Raw genomic sequence first — 17,407 nt, forward strand, 5'->3', positions numbered from 1 at the left:
TTTTTTTTAATATGTGTTTTTATTTGATATAATTTATGAATTAAATAATTTTAAGAATACGCTGATATTTAATACATTTATAGAAAAATTCCAAAAACGTATGAGTTATTATAAAATTGAAAATTTAGAACAATATTTTAAACATTACAATAAGTCAATAAGGGAACCAAGAAAGTTTTGGGGGAAAATAGCTGAAGAAAATTTTACTTGGTACCAACAATGGGAAAAAGTAGTTGATTTTAATATGGCTGATGCCGAAGTGAAATGGTTTACTGAAGCTAAAGTTAACATTACCAAAAATTGCATCGATAGACACTTAAGTAAAAGAGGAGAAAAAACGGCGATTATTTTTGAGCCAAACGATCCTTCTGAAAGTGCTTTACATATAACATATAACGAATTATACGAACGAGTTTCGAAAATGGCAAATGTTTTGCGTGAGCAGGGTGTTCGAAAAGGAGACAGAGTTTGTATCTATTTGCCTATGATTCCTGAGTTGGCAGTTGCAGTATTGGCTTGCGCCAGAATTGGAGCGATACACTCCGTAATCTTTGCAGGATTTTCGGCTTCTGCAGTTTCTGCCAGAATCAATGATTGCGAATGCAAAATGGTAATTACTTCTGATGGAGGTTACAGAGGAAATAAAACTATTGATCTTAAAGGGATTGTAGATGAAGCATTGGATACTTGTCCAACTGTTTCTAAAGTATTGGTTGTAAAAAGAACCAATACTACAATTAAAATGAAAGAAGGTCGTGACGAATTCCTGCAACCTTTATTGGATGCAGCTTTAGACAATAGTGTTGCTGAAATTATGGATGCAGAGGATCCTTTGTTTATTTTATATACTTCAGGATCAACAGGAAAGCCTAAAGGAATGGTGCATACCACAGCCGGATACATGGTTTATACTGCTTATACTTTTAAAAATGTTTTTAGCCACGAAGAAAATGATATTTTCTGGTGTACTGCAGATATTGGCTGGATTACAGGTCACTCTTATATTTTGTACGGACCATTATTAAACGGTGGAACAACTGTTATTTTTGAAGGCGTTCCGTCTTATCCTGACTTTAGTCGTTTTTGGGATATTATCGAAAAACATAAAATTACACAATTCTATACCGCGCCAACCGCAATTCGTTCGTTAGCAAAAGAAAGTTTAGATTATATCCAGAAATATCCTCTAAAATCACTTAAAGTTATTGGATCCGTTGGAGAACCAATCAATGAAGAAGCATGGCACTGGTTTAATGACCACGTTGGCGATAAAAGATGCCCTGTTGTGGATACATGGTGGCAAACTGAAACTGGTGGAATCATGATTTCTCCAATTGCTTTTGTTACACCTACAAAACCAACATACGCAACTTTGCCATTACCGGGAATTCAGCCTGTATTGATGGATGAAAAACGAAATGAAATCGAAGGAAATCAGGTTGTAGGTAGTTTGTGTATTAAATTTCCGTGGCCAGGAATCGCCAGAACAATTTGGGGAGATCACCAACGTTATAAAGACACTTATTTCTCTGCTTTTCCAGGAAAATATTTTACTGGAGACGGAGCCTTGAGAGACGAAGTAGGATATTACAGAATTACCGGTAGAGTAGATGATGTTGTAATTGTTTCAGGCCATAATTTAGGAACAGCACCTATCGAAGATGCAATCAATGAACATCCTGCAGTAGCAGAATCTGCTATTGTTGGTTTCCCACATGATATAAAAGGAAATGCTTTGTATGGTTACGTAATTCTGAAAGAAACAGGAGAAGTTAGAAATAAAGAAAATCTGTCTAAAGAGATTAATCAATATATTTCTGACCATATTGGACCAATTGCAAAACTGGATAAAATTCAGTTTGTTTCCGGTTTACCAAAAACACGTTCCGGAAAAATTATGCGTAGAATTTTACGTAAAATAGCCGAAGGAGATTTTTCTAATTTTGGAGATACTTCGACGTTATTGAATCCTGAAGTTGTAGAAGAAATCACAAAAGAAAGAATTGCTTAATTCTCAACAGATATGAAATAAAAAAGCCTCTTAAAATTATTTAAGAGGCTTTTTTTTATTTAATTCCTAATCTCGATTTTAACTTCAAAAACAAAAGTGCAATTTTATAAGCATCTTCAGAGGAGGAGTTTCTATCACTTTTTGGAATTTTGTATATTTCGCTTAAATCGTCTAATGAAAATTGTTTATCGTTAATATCCATTAATTTGCGATACATCATATCGACATCAAGAGCTTCGTTTTTTAGTCTTCCACAATCCAGTCGTTCCAATGCTGCATTGAGCATTTCTACATCAAAATTTATATGATGTCCCACAAGAACAGCATTACCTATAAAATTTACAAATGCTTCCAAGGCATCTGGTTCCGGCATCTTGGTCATTTTACTTTCAATCATGAATTCATTAGAAAGTCCGTTATCCTGCAAAAACTTGTATTGTAATAAAGCAGCCTCAAAACTTTCTTTGATGATAATGCTGTCATCAATTACAGAAAAAGCACTTAAAGATAAAATAACGTCTTTGTTGGGGTTTAGGCCTGAAGTTTCAGTAGATAAAACCACAAAACGGTTTGGTTTTGTTTCGAATTTGGTCAGATACTCTTTCCAGAAATCCGGATACTCTTTGTTGATATTTTTAATCCAGTCCAGCATACTTATGAGAATTGTGTCAGTTGAAATTTACTCTTAATAAGTTCCTCTAGGTCTTTCATTGGGGTTAAAGCATTCTTTAATTTTTCTTTGTCTGTTTTAGACATTTCTCTTAAATTAATATATTGTCCGGAATCATCATTTTTTAGTCCTTCAACAGTTCTAAATTTTGATAACGTCAAAAAAGCTTCTGCACAACTTAGATAAATCTCCGCGTTTTTAGAATCGGTGATTGCCAATTGTTTAAATCTTAAATACGTGTTTTTGATTCCTTTTATATTTGAATTTAAAATTAATAAACGCGCAGCATCAATTAATGGCATTAATGCACGGGTTTTTATATCAAATTTTGTTTTTTGCGGACCTTCTTCTTCTACAATAAATTTCTTGAAAAAGCTTAGAGCCGAATTCTTCTTTAAAGCATCGTTTCCAAGGAAATCAAAGAACAAGGTATTGTTAACCGCATTTTTAAAAATAACATTTTCGATTACTTCTTCGATTTTTGATTCACCAAAAACAATCTCATAATCAAAGAAAATACTACTTAAATCATTGCTGTTTTCACCTGGAGTATTCATCCAGCTATTGTATTGTTTTGTCCAGTCTGTCAATGACTTACACCACAACATATTACTTCCCATGTGTCCGTTTGGACAATATTCATAACCTACTTTTTCTAATATAGAGGTAGTTCTTTTGGCTAGTCTTAAAAAATAATCTTTTACTTCTCTGTATTTCTCCGGTGCTACATCTTCAAAAATCAAAATACTATCCTGATCTGTAAGTAATAATTGTTCCTTTCGACCTTGACTACCAATACTTAACCATGCAAATCGAGCAGGAGGTGAGCCTAGATCTAAAATTGATAACTCTACAGCACGCTTTATGATTGCAAGATTAATTTCGCTGGCAATATTACTAACATGAGAAATTGGAATATTCTTCTGAATTGAGTTTTGAATCAAATCAGACAAACGCTCACGTATTTGTTTAAGGTCTTTAGGTAACTGAGAACGTTTAATTTCTTTAATTAAAACACCCGGGTTACTGGCTTGAGCAACAATTAAATCGTGCTCAGAAATAATTCCCTTAACAACAGATTTACTTGTACCATCTTTGGTAACACATAAATGCGTTACATTATTTTTTAGCATCAGTAATTGTGCTTCTGCCAAAGAAACATTTTCGATTACTGTAACAACAGGCGAAGACATAATCTTATCAATTGTTTCAGTAATAGGGTAACGTCCGGTTGCAATTTTTGATGATAAATCGGCATTGGTGACAATACCAATAGGGTTATTTTTTTCGCAAATTACAATATTATCGACCATTGATTCTGTCATCAAAATAGCAACATCTCTGATTATACTATTAGATTCAGTTGTTAATGGCGAATTATTATAGACAAGTGATTGTATATATTGCATTTCTGATTGCTGATCTACGTAGAACGAAGTGTCAGAAATTAGTTTTCCGTTAGAATTTACGTTGTCTTTTGCATGTCTTGAATTGATGGCAAAATTCTCCAATAAAAAGTTTAAAACGTCTGAATTGTTAGCTACGAAAGGTCTGAAAACAGCAATAGGAATAGCATATATAATGCTTTCTTCACGTGCTTTTGCTGTCATCATGTAGTTATTTTTGGCAAAAAACGGACGTAAGCCAAAAATATCGCCTTCATGACATTTGTTTATTAGCGTTTCTTCGGCATCAGCAATTGTCGTTAAATTTATGACACCCGAAGCCACCACATAGAAACTATCATGAAGTAAATCGTTGATTTGAAACAATACCGCGTGTTTTTCTAAATTAATTACACGAATATTGGTAGCAATATCAGATAATTCCTGGAAAGTTAAATTGTTAAATGGCGGATATTCTTTTAAAAAATCTGCAATATGCTCAGCAATTGTATTCATAACGTTTGATAATTTTTTTTAAAGTATCGAATGTAAAAATAATAAATAAACCCGTACAACGAAAGCATCTGTAAGAGAATATAATTATTTTAAATAAATGTTTAATTTTCTTGATTTCAGGATTTTAAAAATAGTTTTAAATCAGGTGTGCGATTTAAATTTATCCAATATTAATTTTAAAGAAGATAAGCAGAGTTATAAAGATTGGTCTGAATGTGATTCGTTAGAATTTTTAAGAAGATTGAAAAGATATCGGAGAATGTTTTAAAATATTCTATTTTACATAATATAAATTATAGTTCATTTATAATACATTATAAAAGATAGCTTTTGAGCTGATTGATTGCTTTTACTAGTATAACTTCGTTAGAATCGCTTCTTTGGGAACTAAATCAGCGCCACCTCTTTTATCGAATTGTAGAGAATCATCATTAGCAAAAAGAACTGCACTTACAGAACCATCTTTGCTTTTAATGCTTATTTGAGCTTTTTCACCTAATGCATATACGTATCCGGTAACTTCCATAACGCCGGTCACAAATTTTTCATTTTTACTTGTTATTTCTGCAGTTCCAAATATCTTACTGTTAGATTGCGCTATATTTAAAGTAAAAATATATTCCTTATTACAGTCCTTGCAATTTTCATTACTCCATGTTCCTGTAAATCGATTTGTTTGTGCCTGTGCCGAAAAAGAAATTAACAGCAATAATAGAATAATTTTTTTCATTATAGATTAAAAAAATGGATTGAATAAATACGTTTCAAATATAAACCAAAAAAGCATTCGCCGTAGTGGCAAATGCTTTTTGTTTTTGAATCTAAAATGCTATTATTTAATTTTTTTCAAATAAACTGATTTCCCGTTTAGTGCAACGTTTATTTCATTGTTTTTCTCTGAAAAAGTTGTTCTTAATGCGTTTCCTTTAAAAATTTGAACATCACCGTAAACTTTTCCGGTTTCATCAGAAACATATTCAAATAATAATTTTTTGTTACTCGGTTCAATTCCTAATTTATAACTTGAAAATTTTGAAGTTGTCAAATTAAATTCTTGTTGGGTATCAATAATTTTTCCATCAGCATAAAAATTTGTAACTGATTTGTTTAAAGTAATGTCCGGATAATATTGATTTACTTTTTGGAGTAAAGCATATTGTTCCGGTGTTGCATCTTCAATTTTTGTTGTAATTGACTGTGCGAACGAAATTGTTGTAAAAATTAGTGCTAATAGTAAAGTGAAATTTTTCATAAATTTTAATTTTAAGGATTAGTATTGAATCATTCTATAATATTCAATTAGGCAGATAATAAACGTATATTTTATATAAAAGCCCGTTTAATTATACAACAAGGTAGTAAATATTTACCTTTGCAGAAAATTAAAAGCAATTTTTTAAGAAAATGACAACAAAAAAATACATTACGCTCATCCTCATTTTAGGTTCTTTAACAGCCCTTGGTCCTTTTTCAATCGATATGTATCTACCTGGTTTTGCCGGTATTGCTAAGGATTTGCAAACCACTGTTGCAAAAGTTTCGATGAGTTTATCCAGTTATTTTATCGGTATTTCTGCCGGACAATTGCTTTACGGACCTTTATTGGATCGTTTTGGACGTAAAAAACCGCTTTTTATTGGTCTTTTAGTTTATATTTTAGCGTCTTTAGGCTGTGTGTATGTTACTAATATAGATACTTTTATAGGCTTGCGTTTTATTCAGGCAATTGGTAGTTGTGCTGCTACAGTAGCTTCTGTGGCGATGGTACGGGATCTTTTTCCGGTAAAAGATATTCCTAAAGTTTTTTCTCTTTTAATGCTTGTTTTAGGACTTTCGCCAATGTTAGCACCAACAATTGGTGGTTATGTTACAGAGGATTATGGCTGGCATACCGTATTTTTTATTTTAATGTGCATGGGAATTGCTATTTTAATTGCGGCACAAGTTGGTTTGCCAAATAGTTATAAACCGGATACTTCCATTTCATTAAAACCAAAACCAATCATTGCAAATTTTTTGAAGGTATTTAAAGAACCTCAATTTTTTACGTATGCTTTTACAGGTTCCATTGCTTTTTCTGGCTTATTTACATACGTTGCGGCCTCTCCTATAGTTTTTATGGATATTTATCATGTAGACGCTAAAACATACGGATGGATTTTTGCTTTTATGTCTGTAAGTTTTATAGGTTCAAGTCAGTTAAATTCGGTTTTATTAAAGCGATTTTCAAGCGAGCAAATGATTTTTGCCGCATTGATTCTACAATCTGTAATTAGTATTGTTTTCCTTATTCTTGCAGTAAACAACTTATTAGGATTGTATGTAACGATTGCAATGCTTTTTTTATTCCTGGGTTGTTTAGGAATTTCAAATCCAAATACTGCGGGATTAACAATGGCTCCTTTTGCTAAAAATGCCGGAAGCGCTTCAGCTTTAATGGGTGCAATTCAGTTAGGTTTGGGAGCATTGGCTTCATTTGCTGTTGGTATTTTTGTAAAAAATTCTGTAGTGCCAATGGTTCTTATTATGACCACAACGACAATTATCGCTTTTATAGTTCTAAATATTGGTAAACGTTTTATTAAAGAAAAAGTAGCAATATCGGCAGATGACGATGTTTTGGTTGGACACTAAAATATCGTATTCTATTTATAAATAAAAACGCCAGAATCTCAATTTCTGGCGTTTTTACTTATTTTTAATTTATTTCTTGTTTTTTATCAGGTCTGATAATCATTCTGAGTGATTGATCACTGGCAAAATAAGCAACCATCCAATTCCAGAAAGTATTAAGTCTGTTTCTGTAAGTTATCAGAGAAATTAAGTGAATAAACAACCAGATAATCCAGGCAAAAAATCCTTTAAAATGCCATTTTGGACTTGGTAAATCTACTACAGCTTTATTTTTCCCAATAATTGCCATAGAACCTTTGTCGTTGTAGCTAAAAGGTTTTAAAGGCTTATTTTGAGCTAATGCTTTAAAGTTTTTGGCTAGATTTAATCCTTGCTGAATGGCAACCTGAGCGACTTGCGGATGTCCGTCAGGGAAATTTTTATCTCCGGCTAAAATTGCTGTATCCCCAATTGCATATATATTAATAAGTCCGTTTACCTTATTATATTGATCTGTTGCCATTCGTTTGCCACGACCATAACTTTCGGTTGGAATCCCTTCAAAAATTTTGGCAGAAACTCCGGCAGCCCAAATCAAATTTTTGGTCTTGATGGTTTCTCCGTTTGCAAAATATACCGTATCGTCAACATAGTCAGTTACTCTGGTATGTAATTTAACTACAACCCCTAATTTTGTTAGTGCTTCTAAAGTGTCTTTTTGAGAAGCCTCACTCATTGGTGCGAGTAGTGCGTCTCCCCCATCGACCAAATACACATTACTGGCTGAAGTTTCTAATTCCGGATATTCTTTTAATAAAATGTTTTTTCGCATTTCGGCAAACATTCCTGAAACCTCTACTCCTGTTGGTCCGCCTCCGGCAACAACAATTGTTAATAATTTACGGCGCTTGCGAATATCTTTGGTAATAGCAGCTTTTTCAAGGTTTTTAAGTAACGCATTACGCATTTCGATGGCATCATTTAAGGTTTTCATCGGAATGGCGTTTTTCATTACGTTTTCCATACCAAAATAACTGGTTTCAGCTCCTGTAGCAAAAACCAAATGATCGTATGTTAATTCGCCGTTGTTCAGAATGATTTTATTTTCGGCAGGAACTACAGATTGTAATTCGCCTAAACGAAATTGCAGGTTTTTTTTGCCAGCAAAGAATTTTCTAAAAGGATAACTAATACTTGAAGGCTCTAAAAAAGCTGTAGCAACCTGATATATAAGTGGTGGAAAAAAATTATAATTATTTTTGTCTACAAGGGTTACTTGTATTTGAGGATGGTTTACAAGCTCTTTTGCTAGATTTAGTCCTGCAAAACCACCTCCAATGATGACTATCTTCATATATATTGTCTTTTAAGTAGAATTTATAAAATTACTACCTAAATGTACAACATAAATTTGCAATCTCTGATGTTTAAAATACTACTTTTTGAATTTTTTAACAGGTTTTTCGGTCACTTCTACTTTGTTTTGCAAAACATAATTTGCCAACAATTTTTCGATAAGTTCCTCTTTAGTCAGGTGATGAAAAACAGTTTTTACTTTCGTTTTTAGATCTGCCGAAATATCGTGGTTCGGTTTTGTTTTAAAGATTTGTTTCGCCCATAAAAGCGTATTATTCTCTTCTAAACTTACTACTGAAGGTTTTTGAAATTGCGTAAATTTAATTCCTAATTCTTTTTCAAATTCCGGAATCTCTATTACTTCTTCCTCTTGCAAAACGGTTAATGATAGTCCCTTTGCTCCTGCTCTGGCAGTTCTTCCGCTTCTGTGAACATAGTTTTCATACGTATCCGGCAAATGATAATTGACCACATACGAGATTTCTTTTACATCGATTCCTCTTGCTGCCAGGTCTGTTGCAACCAGAATATTGATATGTCCTTCACGAAATTGTTCCATGATTCTGTCACGGATTCCCTGAGATAAACTTCCATGAAGTGCTCCTGAAGAAAAACGGTTTATCGCCAGGTTTTTGGCCAGTTTATTAACAGCAGCTTTGGTTTTACAAAAAATAATTCCGCGTTCGCCCTCTCTGGAATTCAAAAAATGCATTAAAACATCCAGTTTTTCAATCGGGTCAACTACAATATATTCGTGATCAATTCCCTGATTACCAACGGTTTCCATGTTGGCACTAATTTGAACTACATTTTTATTTAAATAGTTCTGAATCAATTGTTTGATTGTTCCCGGCAAAGTAGCAGAGAATAATAAAGTGCGGTGTTTTTTAGGCAGTTCAGCTACAATTTCATCCAGACTTTCTTTTAGGATAGAAACCATTTCATCAGCCTCGTCCAGCACTAAATATTGTGCTTGTTTTAAGTCGATTGCTTTACGCTGAATTAAATCTATTAAACGTCCCGGCGTTGCTACCACAATATGTGTTGGTTGCGACAGACGTTCAATTTGTGGTTTTATTGGGATTCCTCCACAAGTTGAAGCTATAGATATATTTGGAATATGTTTTCCGAAATCTTCTAAATTTCTAAAAATTTGTTGCCCAAGTTCTCTGGTTGGTACCAGAATAACAGCCTGAACAATTGCAGATTGAGTATCTATCAATTGTAATAGTGGTAAACCGAAAGCAGCTGTTTTACCGGTTCCGGTTTTGGCTAGGCCTACTACATCATGGGTTTCAGATAACAGTAACGGAATTGTTTTTTGTTGGATTTCTGTTGGTTCAACAATGTTCAATTCGCTTAACGCTTTTAAAATTGGTGCTGAAATTCCTAATGATGAGAATTGTTTAGACATACTTTGTATTTTATATTTTAGAGTTTTGATTTTAGATTTAACTCCAAAATGTTTTTATTAAAGATGGGTACTAGCCACGAATTATGATTAATTCGACTTATTCTTGTGTAATTATTGACACAAACTTGTCAGACTGAGCGAAGTCGAAGTCCCGCAAAGTGATTCTAAACAGAATTTCTAATTTCAAACTTTGAATGCGCTTAGACTTCGCTCAGCATGACAACCTGAAACCTGAAACAAAAAAACTTTAAACAAATTTTTCCTATTCGTCCGGTTCGTTCATGATTTTTTCACGATACTTTTTACCTATTAATAAGACCAGTTTTAGTTTATAATCATCAACGAGCCATTCGCGGTAATTTTTACTACACTGGCTCAGACATTTAGAGTAACGTTTGATACGGCAATCGATGTCGTCATCAAGTTCTTTACCTAATGATTTTGCTTCCTGAAGTGTTTCTGTATTATCAACACACATTGCAGCATGTTGCTCCAATGATTTGTCTAATACTACTTTTGAACGCAAATTTTGTTTGATAATTAGTTTGTGTTCTTCATCAACATCAAAAGTAACATCGGCAGTTTTACTGAATTTAGCACGTAATTCCGGTGGCATACTGTATTTAAAATACAATTCGATTTCAGTATCATCACGAAGGTTTTCCAGATAAAACTCAGGCGATTTAAAGATATGTTGCCAGTTTACAGGCTCACTCCATAAACCAAAACGAGCCGCATTATTACCTAAATCAATCACTGTAAACTCGTCTTTACCCGGTAATTTACGAGATCCACGACCAATCATCTGATAGTATAATGTTAGCGATTTTGTTGCTCTGTTTAAGATAATAGTTTCTACAGTTGGTTCATCAAAACCAGTCGTTAAGATCCCTACAGAAGTCAAAATTGCATCCGGTGTTTTCTTGAACCATGCCAAAATATCTTTACGCTCCTCTGAACTGCTTGTATTATCAAGGTGTCTAATGTCGTAACCTGCTTCTCTAAACGTTTCATACACATACAATGAAGTGTGAATACCGTTGTTGAAAATCAAGGTTTTTTTGCCTAACGAACGCTCTGTATACGCATGCAATAGTTTTTCCTGCATGATGGTATTTGTATAAAGATCATCTGATGATTTTACGGTGTAATCTCCGTTGATACCTACTTTTAGTGATGTCAATCCTACATCATAACTATAGGTTGTTGCTCTGGCAAGGAAACCTTTGTCGATCAATGAACTAATGGTGTCTCCCACAATAAGTTCATCATAACTCTGGTGCATTGGTAATTTTATATTCGAACTCAATGGTGTTGCTGTTACTCCAAGAATAAAAGCATTTTTGAATGAGTTTAATAATTTTCTGAATGAATTGTAGTGTGCCTCATCAATAATAACCAAACCAATGTTGTCAAGATGTAATTTCTCATCATTGATACGGTTTTTTAAAGTCTCAACCATTGCCACAAAACAAGAAAATTCGTTTTGATCCGGTAGTTCTTTTACTTTACTATTGATAATTTTGTTTGAAACACCAAACCCTTTTAACATTTTTGAGGTTTGTTTGCAAAGTTCGATACGGTGCGTTAAGACCACAACTTTTTTATCATTATTAGCCAAATAACGACGTACGATTTCGGAAAAAATTACTGTTTTTCCACCACCTGTTGGTAATTGGTATAATAAATGATGTTTCGAAGGAGCATTGTCTAAACGTTCAAAAATGGCATCGATATCGCCTTTTTGGTATGCATAAAGTTCTTTTTTCTCTTCTCTTTCTATTTCTAAAGTGTTTTGAGACATTGTTTATTTTTGGATTTTTGCAAAAATACACCGAAAAAACAGTTATTCATCTTATTTTAACGTAAAATAAATGATTTTTTTAAATAAGATTTTTTATGAGAAAAGCCTTTATAAGTAGTTTTTATCTAAAATTGCTTCAAAATCGTATCTATTTTTCCATTTTTGTTGAATAGTTTGCTGTTCAATTGCAATAATCCTTTCTTTAAAATCAGCTAAAATTCCGTTAGAAATTGCGAAATTTACTGCTTGCTCAAATGAATTTAAAATACTTTTGTAAAATAATTCCTGCTTAATTAAGTTGCTTGAGGAATAAGTTTGTGCTATTTCGATATTATAAAGCATGATATCGACAACTACAAAAGGATCAACACCCAACATAATATAGTGTTTGATTATTTTTTGTGCTACAGAACGTCGCATTTTGGCTTTGGGTTTCCAACGAGCACCTGCTTTTTTAATCGGAAAATATTCGTGTGATATTTTAATTTTACTTTCCTGCAAAAGTTTGTCTTCCTTAGGATTAAACACAAAATCGTAATAGACTTTTACGGGACTAAATTTCTCGTACAACTCAATAATTTGTTCTTCGAGTTGTTCCTTATTTAATTGGGCTAAATATTTTTTTAAATCGCGTTTACTCATTATCAAAGTTTAAGATTACAAAAGTAAATTAGTTTTTTGTTTGATATCGCAAAAACCAACGATAATACTTAATTTTGCTCCTGTAAAACTCAAAAAAATATATACATGCTCAGGATTTTCAAAGTTACCGCAATTTTAGAAGGAATCTCTTATTTAGTATTATTTACTAATATGCTCGTGATCAAAAACAACAATCCAGAGCTTTATCATACCCTGTTACGCCCTTTAGGAATGTCACATGGCGTTTTATTTATTGGTTATATTGTATTAGCGATTTTATTAAAAAAATCTCAAAACTGGGATCTTAAAACTTTTGGTATCATCTTAATTGCTTCTCTTATTCCTTTTGGGACTTTTTATATTGAGAAAAAATATTTAGAAAATAATGCATAAGCTTTTGGATAAAATATTTAACTTTTTATATCCGCTTTTTAGAGATTGGGGAATGAGTCGCAACTTTGCGTCATACATCAGCCTATTCTTTAATATTATTGTCATGGTAGCGTTGGCTTTTGCCATTTATTATGTAGCAAAATTTGTTTTAGTGACTTTGACGGCTGTTTTTGCACAAAAAACAAAAACCAAATTCGATGATTATCTAATTCATAACAAAACCACAAAATACACCGCTTATTTAATTCCGTTTTTCTTTATTTATAAAGCAGTTCCAATCATTTTGGATAAATATGAATATTGGGAATCATTGTTTGGAAAAATAGTTGGTATTTATATCGTTTTGATCAGTTTGTGGATCATTAGAACCATTTTTAATGCTTTAAGGGATTATCTAAAGCAAAAACCGGAATATAGCGACAAACCAATCGATAGTTTTGTTCAGGTTATTATGATTGTGCTTTGGATTTTTGGGGTTGCAATGATTATTTCGACTTTATTTGGAATTAAAAAAGGCGAGCTTCTTACGATTCTTGGAACACTTTCGGCAATTATTATCTTGATTTTCAGAGATACCATTTTAGGATTTGTATCCAGTGTTCAGGTGGCGATAAACGATATGGTCCGCATTGGTGATTGGATTACAATGGATAAATTTGGTGCTGACGGAGATGTTATCGAAATAAATCTAACGACTGTAAAGGTTCGAAACTTTGATAATACGATTACCACGATTCCTACTTATGCTTTAAGTTCAGACTCGTTCCAGAACTGGCGTGGTATGCAAAAATCTGACGGAAGACGCATAAAAAGACATATTTTAATAAAAAGCAGTAGTATTCGTTTCCTGAATAATGATGATCTAAATCACATGAAACGCGTGCAATTGATAAGTTCTTATATCGAAACCAGACAGTCTGAAATCGAAAAATACAATGATTTGCGTGGTGTCGATAAATCTCTGGCTCTTAATGGTCGAAATATGACCAATCTGGGGTTATTCAGGAAATACATCATGCAATATCTGGTAACACATCCCGGACTTAATAAAGACATGCATATTATGTGCCGCCAGTTGCAATCTACAGCACATGGAGTTCCGTTAGAAATTTATGCTTTTTCGAGTGATAAACGCTGGGCGAATTATGAGTATATAATGTCGGATATTTTTGATCACGTTATGGCTTCTGTCATTTATTTTGATCTTGAAATATTCGAATTGCCGTCGACAATAGGACCTTTAAATTAGTTTTCATTCACGGTTCTCAGTCACAGTTCAACTAAAAAACTGTGACTGAGACTGAAAACTCTATTTTTTGATTTCTTCAAAAACATACTTGCTGTCCTTATAATCGATCTTAGTTCCCGGCATAAAACAAGGCAGGTTCATGTAGGTTCCTATAATACCGTTTCCTAAAAACAGCTTGTTTTCTTTTTTTAATAAAGCTAATGGTATCCTTTTCCAGTTTCCTCCGTTAGAAATATAATGAAAATCGCCTCTTAGCGTGTCCCCTACTATATTTCCTCTTACATCACCAGAATCTTTTCCGGTTTTATAATACGAAATTTCATAACGGCCGTAAAATCGTCTGTCATTTATATTTATTGCCAAAATTGCTGTGTCTTTGCCCCGTACAGCATGATATACAATATGATTATACTTGCTTTTCTCCTCTTTAGAATTGCAGGAAACTAGTATAATAAGACTTAAAAAAAGAAAAAATAAAGATTTTATATTCATAGGTTCAAGGATTATTTTTTAACCATCTAAGTAATATAAGTTTATTTAAAACGGTACACTTATTTTTTGCGATCATTTAAGTTGAACCCATTTTACCTTCAACTCATAATATCTTATATGGTGAAATTTAATATATAACTTATAGGTTCAAATTAATTTTGCATCTGATTTTTTTCTAAATTTAAAGAAAAAACATGGAAAATAGAGATGCTTTTTTAAGAGAATTCAGAGGCGAAACTTTAGGAACCGTAAATGAGCAGTCCTCACCGGATGAATTATTTCAAAATCAAACGATTAGACCTATTCTTAAGCTTCAAAATGATTTGTTTATTGCTGTTTTTATCAACTACGTAAATAAAAATAAAGCCGATTTTTATTCCTACACCGTCGAAAAGAAAATTCAGACGATAGAGAATTCCATACAAAAAGATATTAAGTTCAGAAATTCTCTTAAAGGAATTGTTATGGCGCTTTTTACTATCGAAGAATATGATACCTATATCCAAAACTCTTCCAGTTTAAACAAAAGAATGATGAATTTACTAGTTGATCGATTGAAAAGTCAGGTTCAATTGTTTGAATTAGAAACTAATAATTAAATATAACAAATGTCAATTAGAACCTTTTGGGTAATCTTAATTAAAATTTTAGGATTATTTTTAATTTCTCAAGCTTTAACTATAATTCCGGAATGGATTTCTTCAATTTATTTTATATATGAAAATGGAGATAATAAAAATTTAATTATTCTTATTGTTAGCATTTTATTCGTCCTTTTTCTTTTTTATTTAATATCACGGTTTTTTCTATTCAAAGCGAACTGGATCATTGATAAATTAAAACTTGATAAAGGTTTTGAAAATGACAATATAGTGTTAAATTCAAATGGAAATAAGATTATTTCTATTGCTATAATTGTCATCGGAGGTTACATGCTTCTGCAGAATATACCAGATTTATTCCGACAGTTTTTTGTATTCTTTCAAGATAAAAATCTATTCAGAGATTATCCAAAATCTGGTTGGATTATCTATTATTTTTGCAAAGCTATAATTGGTTATTTATTAATGACAAATAGTTTTAGGATTGCAAAATTTATAGAGAAGCAGAAATAATAATTTAAGTATTTATGTTTGACCAATTCCGAAATAAATTTCCATTAGCCGATGAAAAATGGAATGAATACATCAATTTGTTCAATCGTATTGAAGTTCCGGCAAAAACGGTACTTTTAAAAGAAGGTGATATCTCAAAAAAGCTTTTTATTATTGAGAAAGGCTGTGTACGTGTTTGGTTTAATAATAACGGAAAAGATCTTACTACTCAATTTTTCTTCGAATATCAAAGTGTTGCTTCGATTGAAAGTTTTATGAAAAAATTTCCGAGCCAGGTTGTTATTGAAACTATTGAACCAGCTGTTATTTGGTGGATTCATAAACAGGATCTGGATAAAATTCTGGAAGAAATTAAAGAAATTTCAGTGCTCAGAGATCGGTTAATCGATATGCTTTTTCAACGTACATTTGATTATATGAAGTATTTTGTTTCGTTTATAAAGGACTCCCCTACTCAGCGTTATCTTAATTTGATAGAAGAAAGACCTCAGGTCATTCAGCGTGTTCCTCAGCATTATATTGCCTCTTATCTTGGTGTAACTACCGTACATTTAAGTCGTATTAAAAGTAAATTAGTCCACAAGAAATAAGCAAATTTTACCATATAAGTTATATAATGGCCTTTAGATTAGACTTATAATTTCTTAGATGGTTTATTATTTTATTTGATAACAAATGTTATCGCCCAGCCATAAATGACTCTCTAATTTTGCTTCATAAAATTTAATATTTATGAAAGCAGCAGTTATTTACAAAAAAGGCGAAATGCCAAAATTTGCAGAATTTGCAGATCCAATGGTACAAAACGAAAATGAAGTTTTAGTATCGATTAAAGCAGTTGCCATTACAAATCTGGATAAAGGAATTGTAAGCGGAGATCATTATTCGTCAGAAAATGAAAATCAATCAGGAACTGTAATTGGCAGCGATGGTGTAGGTTTACTGGAAAACGGAACAAGGGTATATGCTCGCGGAATTAGCGGTACAATTGCCGAAAAAGCACTTGTAGAAAAAAACAGAATGGTGCTATTACCGGACGCAATAAGTGATGCAATTGCTGCAGCAATGCCAAACGCGGTTGCTGGTTCTGCAATGGCTTTACGATTTAGAGCCGCAATACAACCCGGAGAAACAGTTTTGATAAATGGCGCAACCGGATTTACAGGTCAAATGGCGATACAGATTGCAAAACATTATGGGGCAAAGAAAATAATTGTAACCGGACGAAACGAAAAAACACTTCAAAGCCTTTTAGCATTAGGTGCCGATGAAATTATTTCTCTTAAACAGGACGATCAGTCGATTATCAATCAATTAAAAACAATTCAGCAAAATACACCAATCGATATTGTTCTGGATTATTTATGGGGACATTCGGCTGAGTTAATTTTTGCTTTTTTAAAAGGAAAAGGAAATTTTACGCATAAAGTAAGGTATGTCTCTATTGGCGCTATGTCAGGTGATAACATACAATTATCTGCTGCAATTTTAAGAAGCGTAGATCTGCAATTATCAGGTTCCGGTTTAGGGAGCTGGACAAAAGAACAGGTAAAATTATTGTTCTTAGAAATACTTCCCGAAATGTTTCTATTGGCAGCTCAAAACAAATTGCAGGTAAATATTCAAACTACTAGTTTAGTTGATATCGAAAAAGCGTGGAATATTGAAGTTCCGGATGGTAAACGATTGGTAGTAACTGTCTGATAATAAAAAAGGTTTGACAAATTATTTGTCAAACCTTTTTTAT

Annotated in this window: 17 protein-coding genes; 8 read left to right on the top strand and 9 right to left on the bottom strand. The window is 32.6% G+C overall.

All coding sequences use genetic code 11. The annotated features are described in order from the left end of the window. Positions 1-100: 100 nt before the first annotated feature. Positions 101-2,011: an acetate--CoA ligase gene (gene acs, locus B0A64_RS24285; RefSeq protein WP_089482027.1), complete on the top strand. Its 1,911-nt coding sequence runs from the start codon at positions 101-103 to the stop codon at positions 2,009-2,011. 55 nt (positions 2,012-2,066) lie between these two features. On the opposite strand, the gene B0A64_RS24290 is transcribed toward acs, so the two are convergent. The 4 genes from B0A64_RS24290 to B0A64_RS24305 form a co-directional block, all read right to left on the bottom strand. Then, on the bottom strand, positions 2,067-2,663 hold the full coding sequence (locus B0A64_RS24290; protein ID WP_089482028.1) for a 3'-5' exonuclease: 597 nt from the start codon (positions 2,661-2,663) through the stop codon (positions 2,067-2,069). Positions 2,664-2,665: 2 nt separating this feature from the next. Continuing rightward, a complete protein-coding gene (locus tag B0A64_RS24295; RefSeq protein ID WP_089482029.1) occupies positions 2,666-4,582 on the bottom strand; it encodes a DUF294 nucleotidyltransferase-like domain-containing protein in 1,917 nt (638 codons plus the stop codon). 352 nt (positions 4,583-4,934) lie between these two features. Continuing rightward, positions 4,935-5,312, bottom strand: coding sequence for a hypothetical protein (locus tag B0A64_RS24300; RefSeq protein ID WP_089482030.1), 378 nt, complete (start codon positions 5,310-5,312; stop codon positions 4,935-4,937). Between the two features lie 102 nt (positions 5,313-5,414). Then, on the bottom strand, positions 5,415-5,834 hold the full coding sequence (locus B0A64_RS24305) for a hypothetical protein (RefSeq protein ID WP_089482031.1): 420 nt from the start codon (positions 5,832-5,834) through the stop codon (positions 5,415-5,417). 152 nt (positions 5,835-5,986) lie between these two features. Between B0A64_RS24305 and B0A64_RS24310 the strand changes: the two genes are divergently transcribed. Continuing rightward, positions 5,987-7,216, top strand: coding sequence for a multidrug effflux MFS transporter (locus tag B0A64_RS24310; RefSeq protein WP_089482032.1), 1,230 nt, complete (start codon positions 5,987-5,989; stop codon positions 7,214-7,216). 64 nt (positions 7,217-7,280) lie between these two features. Here B0A64_RS24310 and B0A64_RS24315 read toward each other — a convergent pair whose 3' ends face one another. The 4 genes from B0A64_RS24315 to B0A64_RS24330 all read right to left on the bottom strand — a co-directional run bounded on the left by B0A64_RS24315 (position 7,281) and on the right by B0A64_RS24330 (position 12,411). Further along, entirely contained in the window at positions 7,281-8,549 is a 1,269-nt protein-coding gene (locus B0A64_RS24315; RefSeq protein WP_089482033.1) for an NAD(P)/FAD-dependent oxidoreductase, read from the bottom strand. 81 nt (positions 8,550-8,630) lie between these two features. Beyond that, positions 8,631-9,965 carry a DEAD/DEAH box helicase gene (locus tag B0A64_RS24320; protein WP_089482034.1) on the bottom strand — a complete coding sequence of 445 codons (1,335 nt, stop codon included), beginning with the start codon at positions 9,963-9,965 and terminating at the stop codon, positions 8,631-8,633. Positions 9,966-10,227: 262 nt separating this feature from the next. Beyond that, on the bottom strand, positions 10,228-11,769 hold the full coding sequence (locus tag B0A64_RS24325; RefSeq protein WP_089482035.1) for a DEAD/DEAH box helicase: 1,542 nt from the start codon (positions 11,767-11,769) through the stop codon (positions 10,228-10,230). Positions 11,770-11,877: 108 nt separating this feature from the next. Next, complete coding sequence (locus B0A64_RS24330; protein WP_089482036.1) at positions 11,878-12,411, bottom strand: DUF6155 family protein; 534 nt, start codon at positions 12,409-12,411, stop codon at positions 11,878-11,880. A gap of 105 nt (positions 12,412-12,516) precedes the next feature. Here B0A64_RS24330 and B0A64_RS24335 point away from each other — a divergent pair, with 105 nt between their 5' ends. Both B0A64_RS24335 and B0A64_RS24340 read left to right on the top strand, forming a co-directional pair. Next, positions 12,517-12,804, top strand: coding sequence for a DUF3817 domain-containing protein (locus B0A64_RS24335; protein WP_089482037.1), 288 nt, complete (start codon positions 12,517-12,519; stop codon positions 12,802-12,804). Continuing rightward, positions 12,797-14,053, top strand: a complete 1,257-nt coding sequence (locus B0A64_RS24340; protein ID WP_089482038.1) for a mechanosensitive ion channel family protein — start codon at positions 12,797-12,799, stop codon at positions 14,051-14,053. The genes B0A64_RS24335 and B0A64_RS24340 overlap by 8 nt, the downstream gene beginning before the upstream one ends. 60 nt (positions 14,054-14,113) lie before the next feature. Here B0A64_RS24340 and B0A64_RS24345 read toward each other — a convergent pair whose 3' ends face one another. Beyond that, a complete protein-coding gene (locus B0A64_RS24345; protein ID WP_089482039.1) occupies positions 14,114-14,545 on the bottom strand; it encodes a hypothetical protein in 432 nt (143 codons plus the stop codon). 194 nt (positions 14,546-14,739) lie between these two features. Between B0A64_RS24345 and B0A64_RS24350 the strand changes: the two genes are divergently transcribed. The 4 genes from B0A64_RS24350 to B0A64_RS24365 all read left to right on the top strand — a co-directional run bounded on the left by B0A64_RS24350 (position 14,740) and on the right by B0A64_RS24365 (position 17,364). Next, a complete protein-coding gene (locus B0A64_RS24350) occupies positions 14,740-15,144 on the top strand; it encodes a glyoxalase (RefSeq protein ID WP_089482040.1) in 405 nt (134 codons plus the stop codon). Positions 15,145-15,153: 9 nt separating this feature from the next. Then, positions 15,154-15,660 (top strand): hypothetical protein, encoded by a 507-nt coding sequence (locus B0A64_RS24355; protein ID WP_089482041.1) that lies wholly within the window; start codon positions 15,154-15,156, stop codon positions 15,658-15,660. 14 nt (positions 15,661-15,674) lie between these two features. Next, on the top strand, positions 15,675-16,250 hold the full coding sequence (locus B0A64_RS24360) for a Crp/Fnr family transcriptional regulator (protein WP_089482042.1): 576 nt from the start codon (positions 15,675-15,677) through the stop codon (positions 16,248-16,250). Between the two features lie 142 nt (positions 16,251-16,392). Beyond that, on the top strand, positions 16,393-17,364 hold the full coding sequence (locus tag B0A64_RS24365) for a quinone oxidoreductase family protein (protein WP_089482043.1): 972 nt from the start codon (positions 16,393-16,395) through the stop codon (positions 17,362-17,364). The last annotated feature ends 43 nt before the right edge of the window (positions 17,365-17,407 follow it).

The sequence above is a fragment of the Flavobacterium araucananum genome (assembly GCF_002222055.1).
Taxonomy (GTDB): Bacteria; Bacteroidota; Bacteroidia; order Flavobacteriales; family Flavobacteriaceae; genus Flavobacterium; species Flavobacterium araucananum.

Excerpts from the sequence above, each read along its gene's own strand:
- acs (WP_089482027.1), top strand. The coding sequence starts at position 101 with ATGAGTTATTATAAAATTGAAAATTTAGAACAATATTTTAAACATTAC.
- B0A64_RS24290 (WP_089482028.1), bottom strand. The coding sequence starts at position 2,663 with ATGCTGGACTGGATTAAAAATATCAACAAAGAGTATCCGGATTTCTGG.
- B0A64_RS24295 (WP_089482029.1), bottom strand. The coding sequence starts at position 4,582 with ATGAATACAATTGCTGAGCATATTGCAGATTTTTTAAAAGAATATCCG.
- B0A64_RS24300 (WP_089482030.1), bottom strand. The coding sequence starts at position 5,312 with ATGAAAAAAATTATTCTATTATTGCTGTTAATTTCTTTTTCGGCACAG.
- B0A64_RS24305 (WP_089482031.1), bottom strand. The coding sequence starts at position 5,834 with ATGAAAAATTTCACTTTACTATTAGCACTAATTTTTACAACAATTTCG.
- B0A64_RS24310 (WP_089482032.1), top strand. The coding sequence starts at position 5,987 with ATGACAACAAAAAAATACATTACGCTCATCCTCATTTTAGGTTCTTTA.
- B0A64_RS24315 (WP_089482033.1), bottom strand. The coding sequence starts at position 8,549 with ATGAAGATAGTCATCATTGGAGGTGGTTTTGCAGGACTAAATCTAGCA.
- B0A64_RS24320 (WP_089482034.1), bottom strand. The coding sequence starts at position 9,965 with ATGTCTAAACAATTCTCATCATTAGGAATTTCAGCACCAATTTTAAAA.
- B0A64_RS24325 (WP_089482035.1), bottom strand. The coding sequence starts at position 11,769 with ATGTCTCAAAACACTTTAGAAATAGAAAGAGAAGAGAAAAAAGAACTT.
- B0A64_RS24330 (WP_089482036.1), bottom strand. The coding sequence starts at position 12,411 with ATGAGTAAACGCGATTTAAAAAAATATTTAGCCCAATTAAATAAGGAA.
- B0A64_RS24335 (WP_089482037.1), top strand. The coding sequence starts at position 12,517 with ATGCTCAGGATTTTCAAAGTTACCGCAATTTTAGAAGGAATCTCTTAT.
- B0A64_RS24340 (WP_089482038.1), top strand. The coding sequence starts at position 12,797 with ATGCATAAGCTTTTGGATAAAATATTTAACTTTTTATATCCGCTTTTT.
- B0A64_RS24345 (WP_089482039.1), bottom strand. The coding sequence starts at position 14,545 with ATGAATATAAAATCTTTATTTTTTCTTTTTTTAAGTCTTATTATACTA.
- B0A64_RS24350 (WP_089482040.1), top strand. The coding sequence starts at position 14,740 with ATGGAAAATAGAGATGCTTTTTTAAGAGAATTCAGAGGCGAAACTTTA.
- B0A64_RS24355 (WP_089482041.1), top strand. The coding sequence starts at position 15,154 with ATGTCAATTAGAACCTTTTGGGTAATCTTAATTAAAATTTTAGGATTA.
- B0A64_RS24360 (WP_089482042.1), top strand. The coding sequence starts at position 15,675 with ATGTTTGACCAATTCCGAAATAAATTTCCATTAGCCGATGAAAAATGG.
- B0A64_RS24365 (WP_089482043.1), top strand. The coding sequence starts at position 16,393 with ATGAAAGCAGCAGTTATTTACAAAAAAGGCGAAATGCCAAAATTTGCA.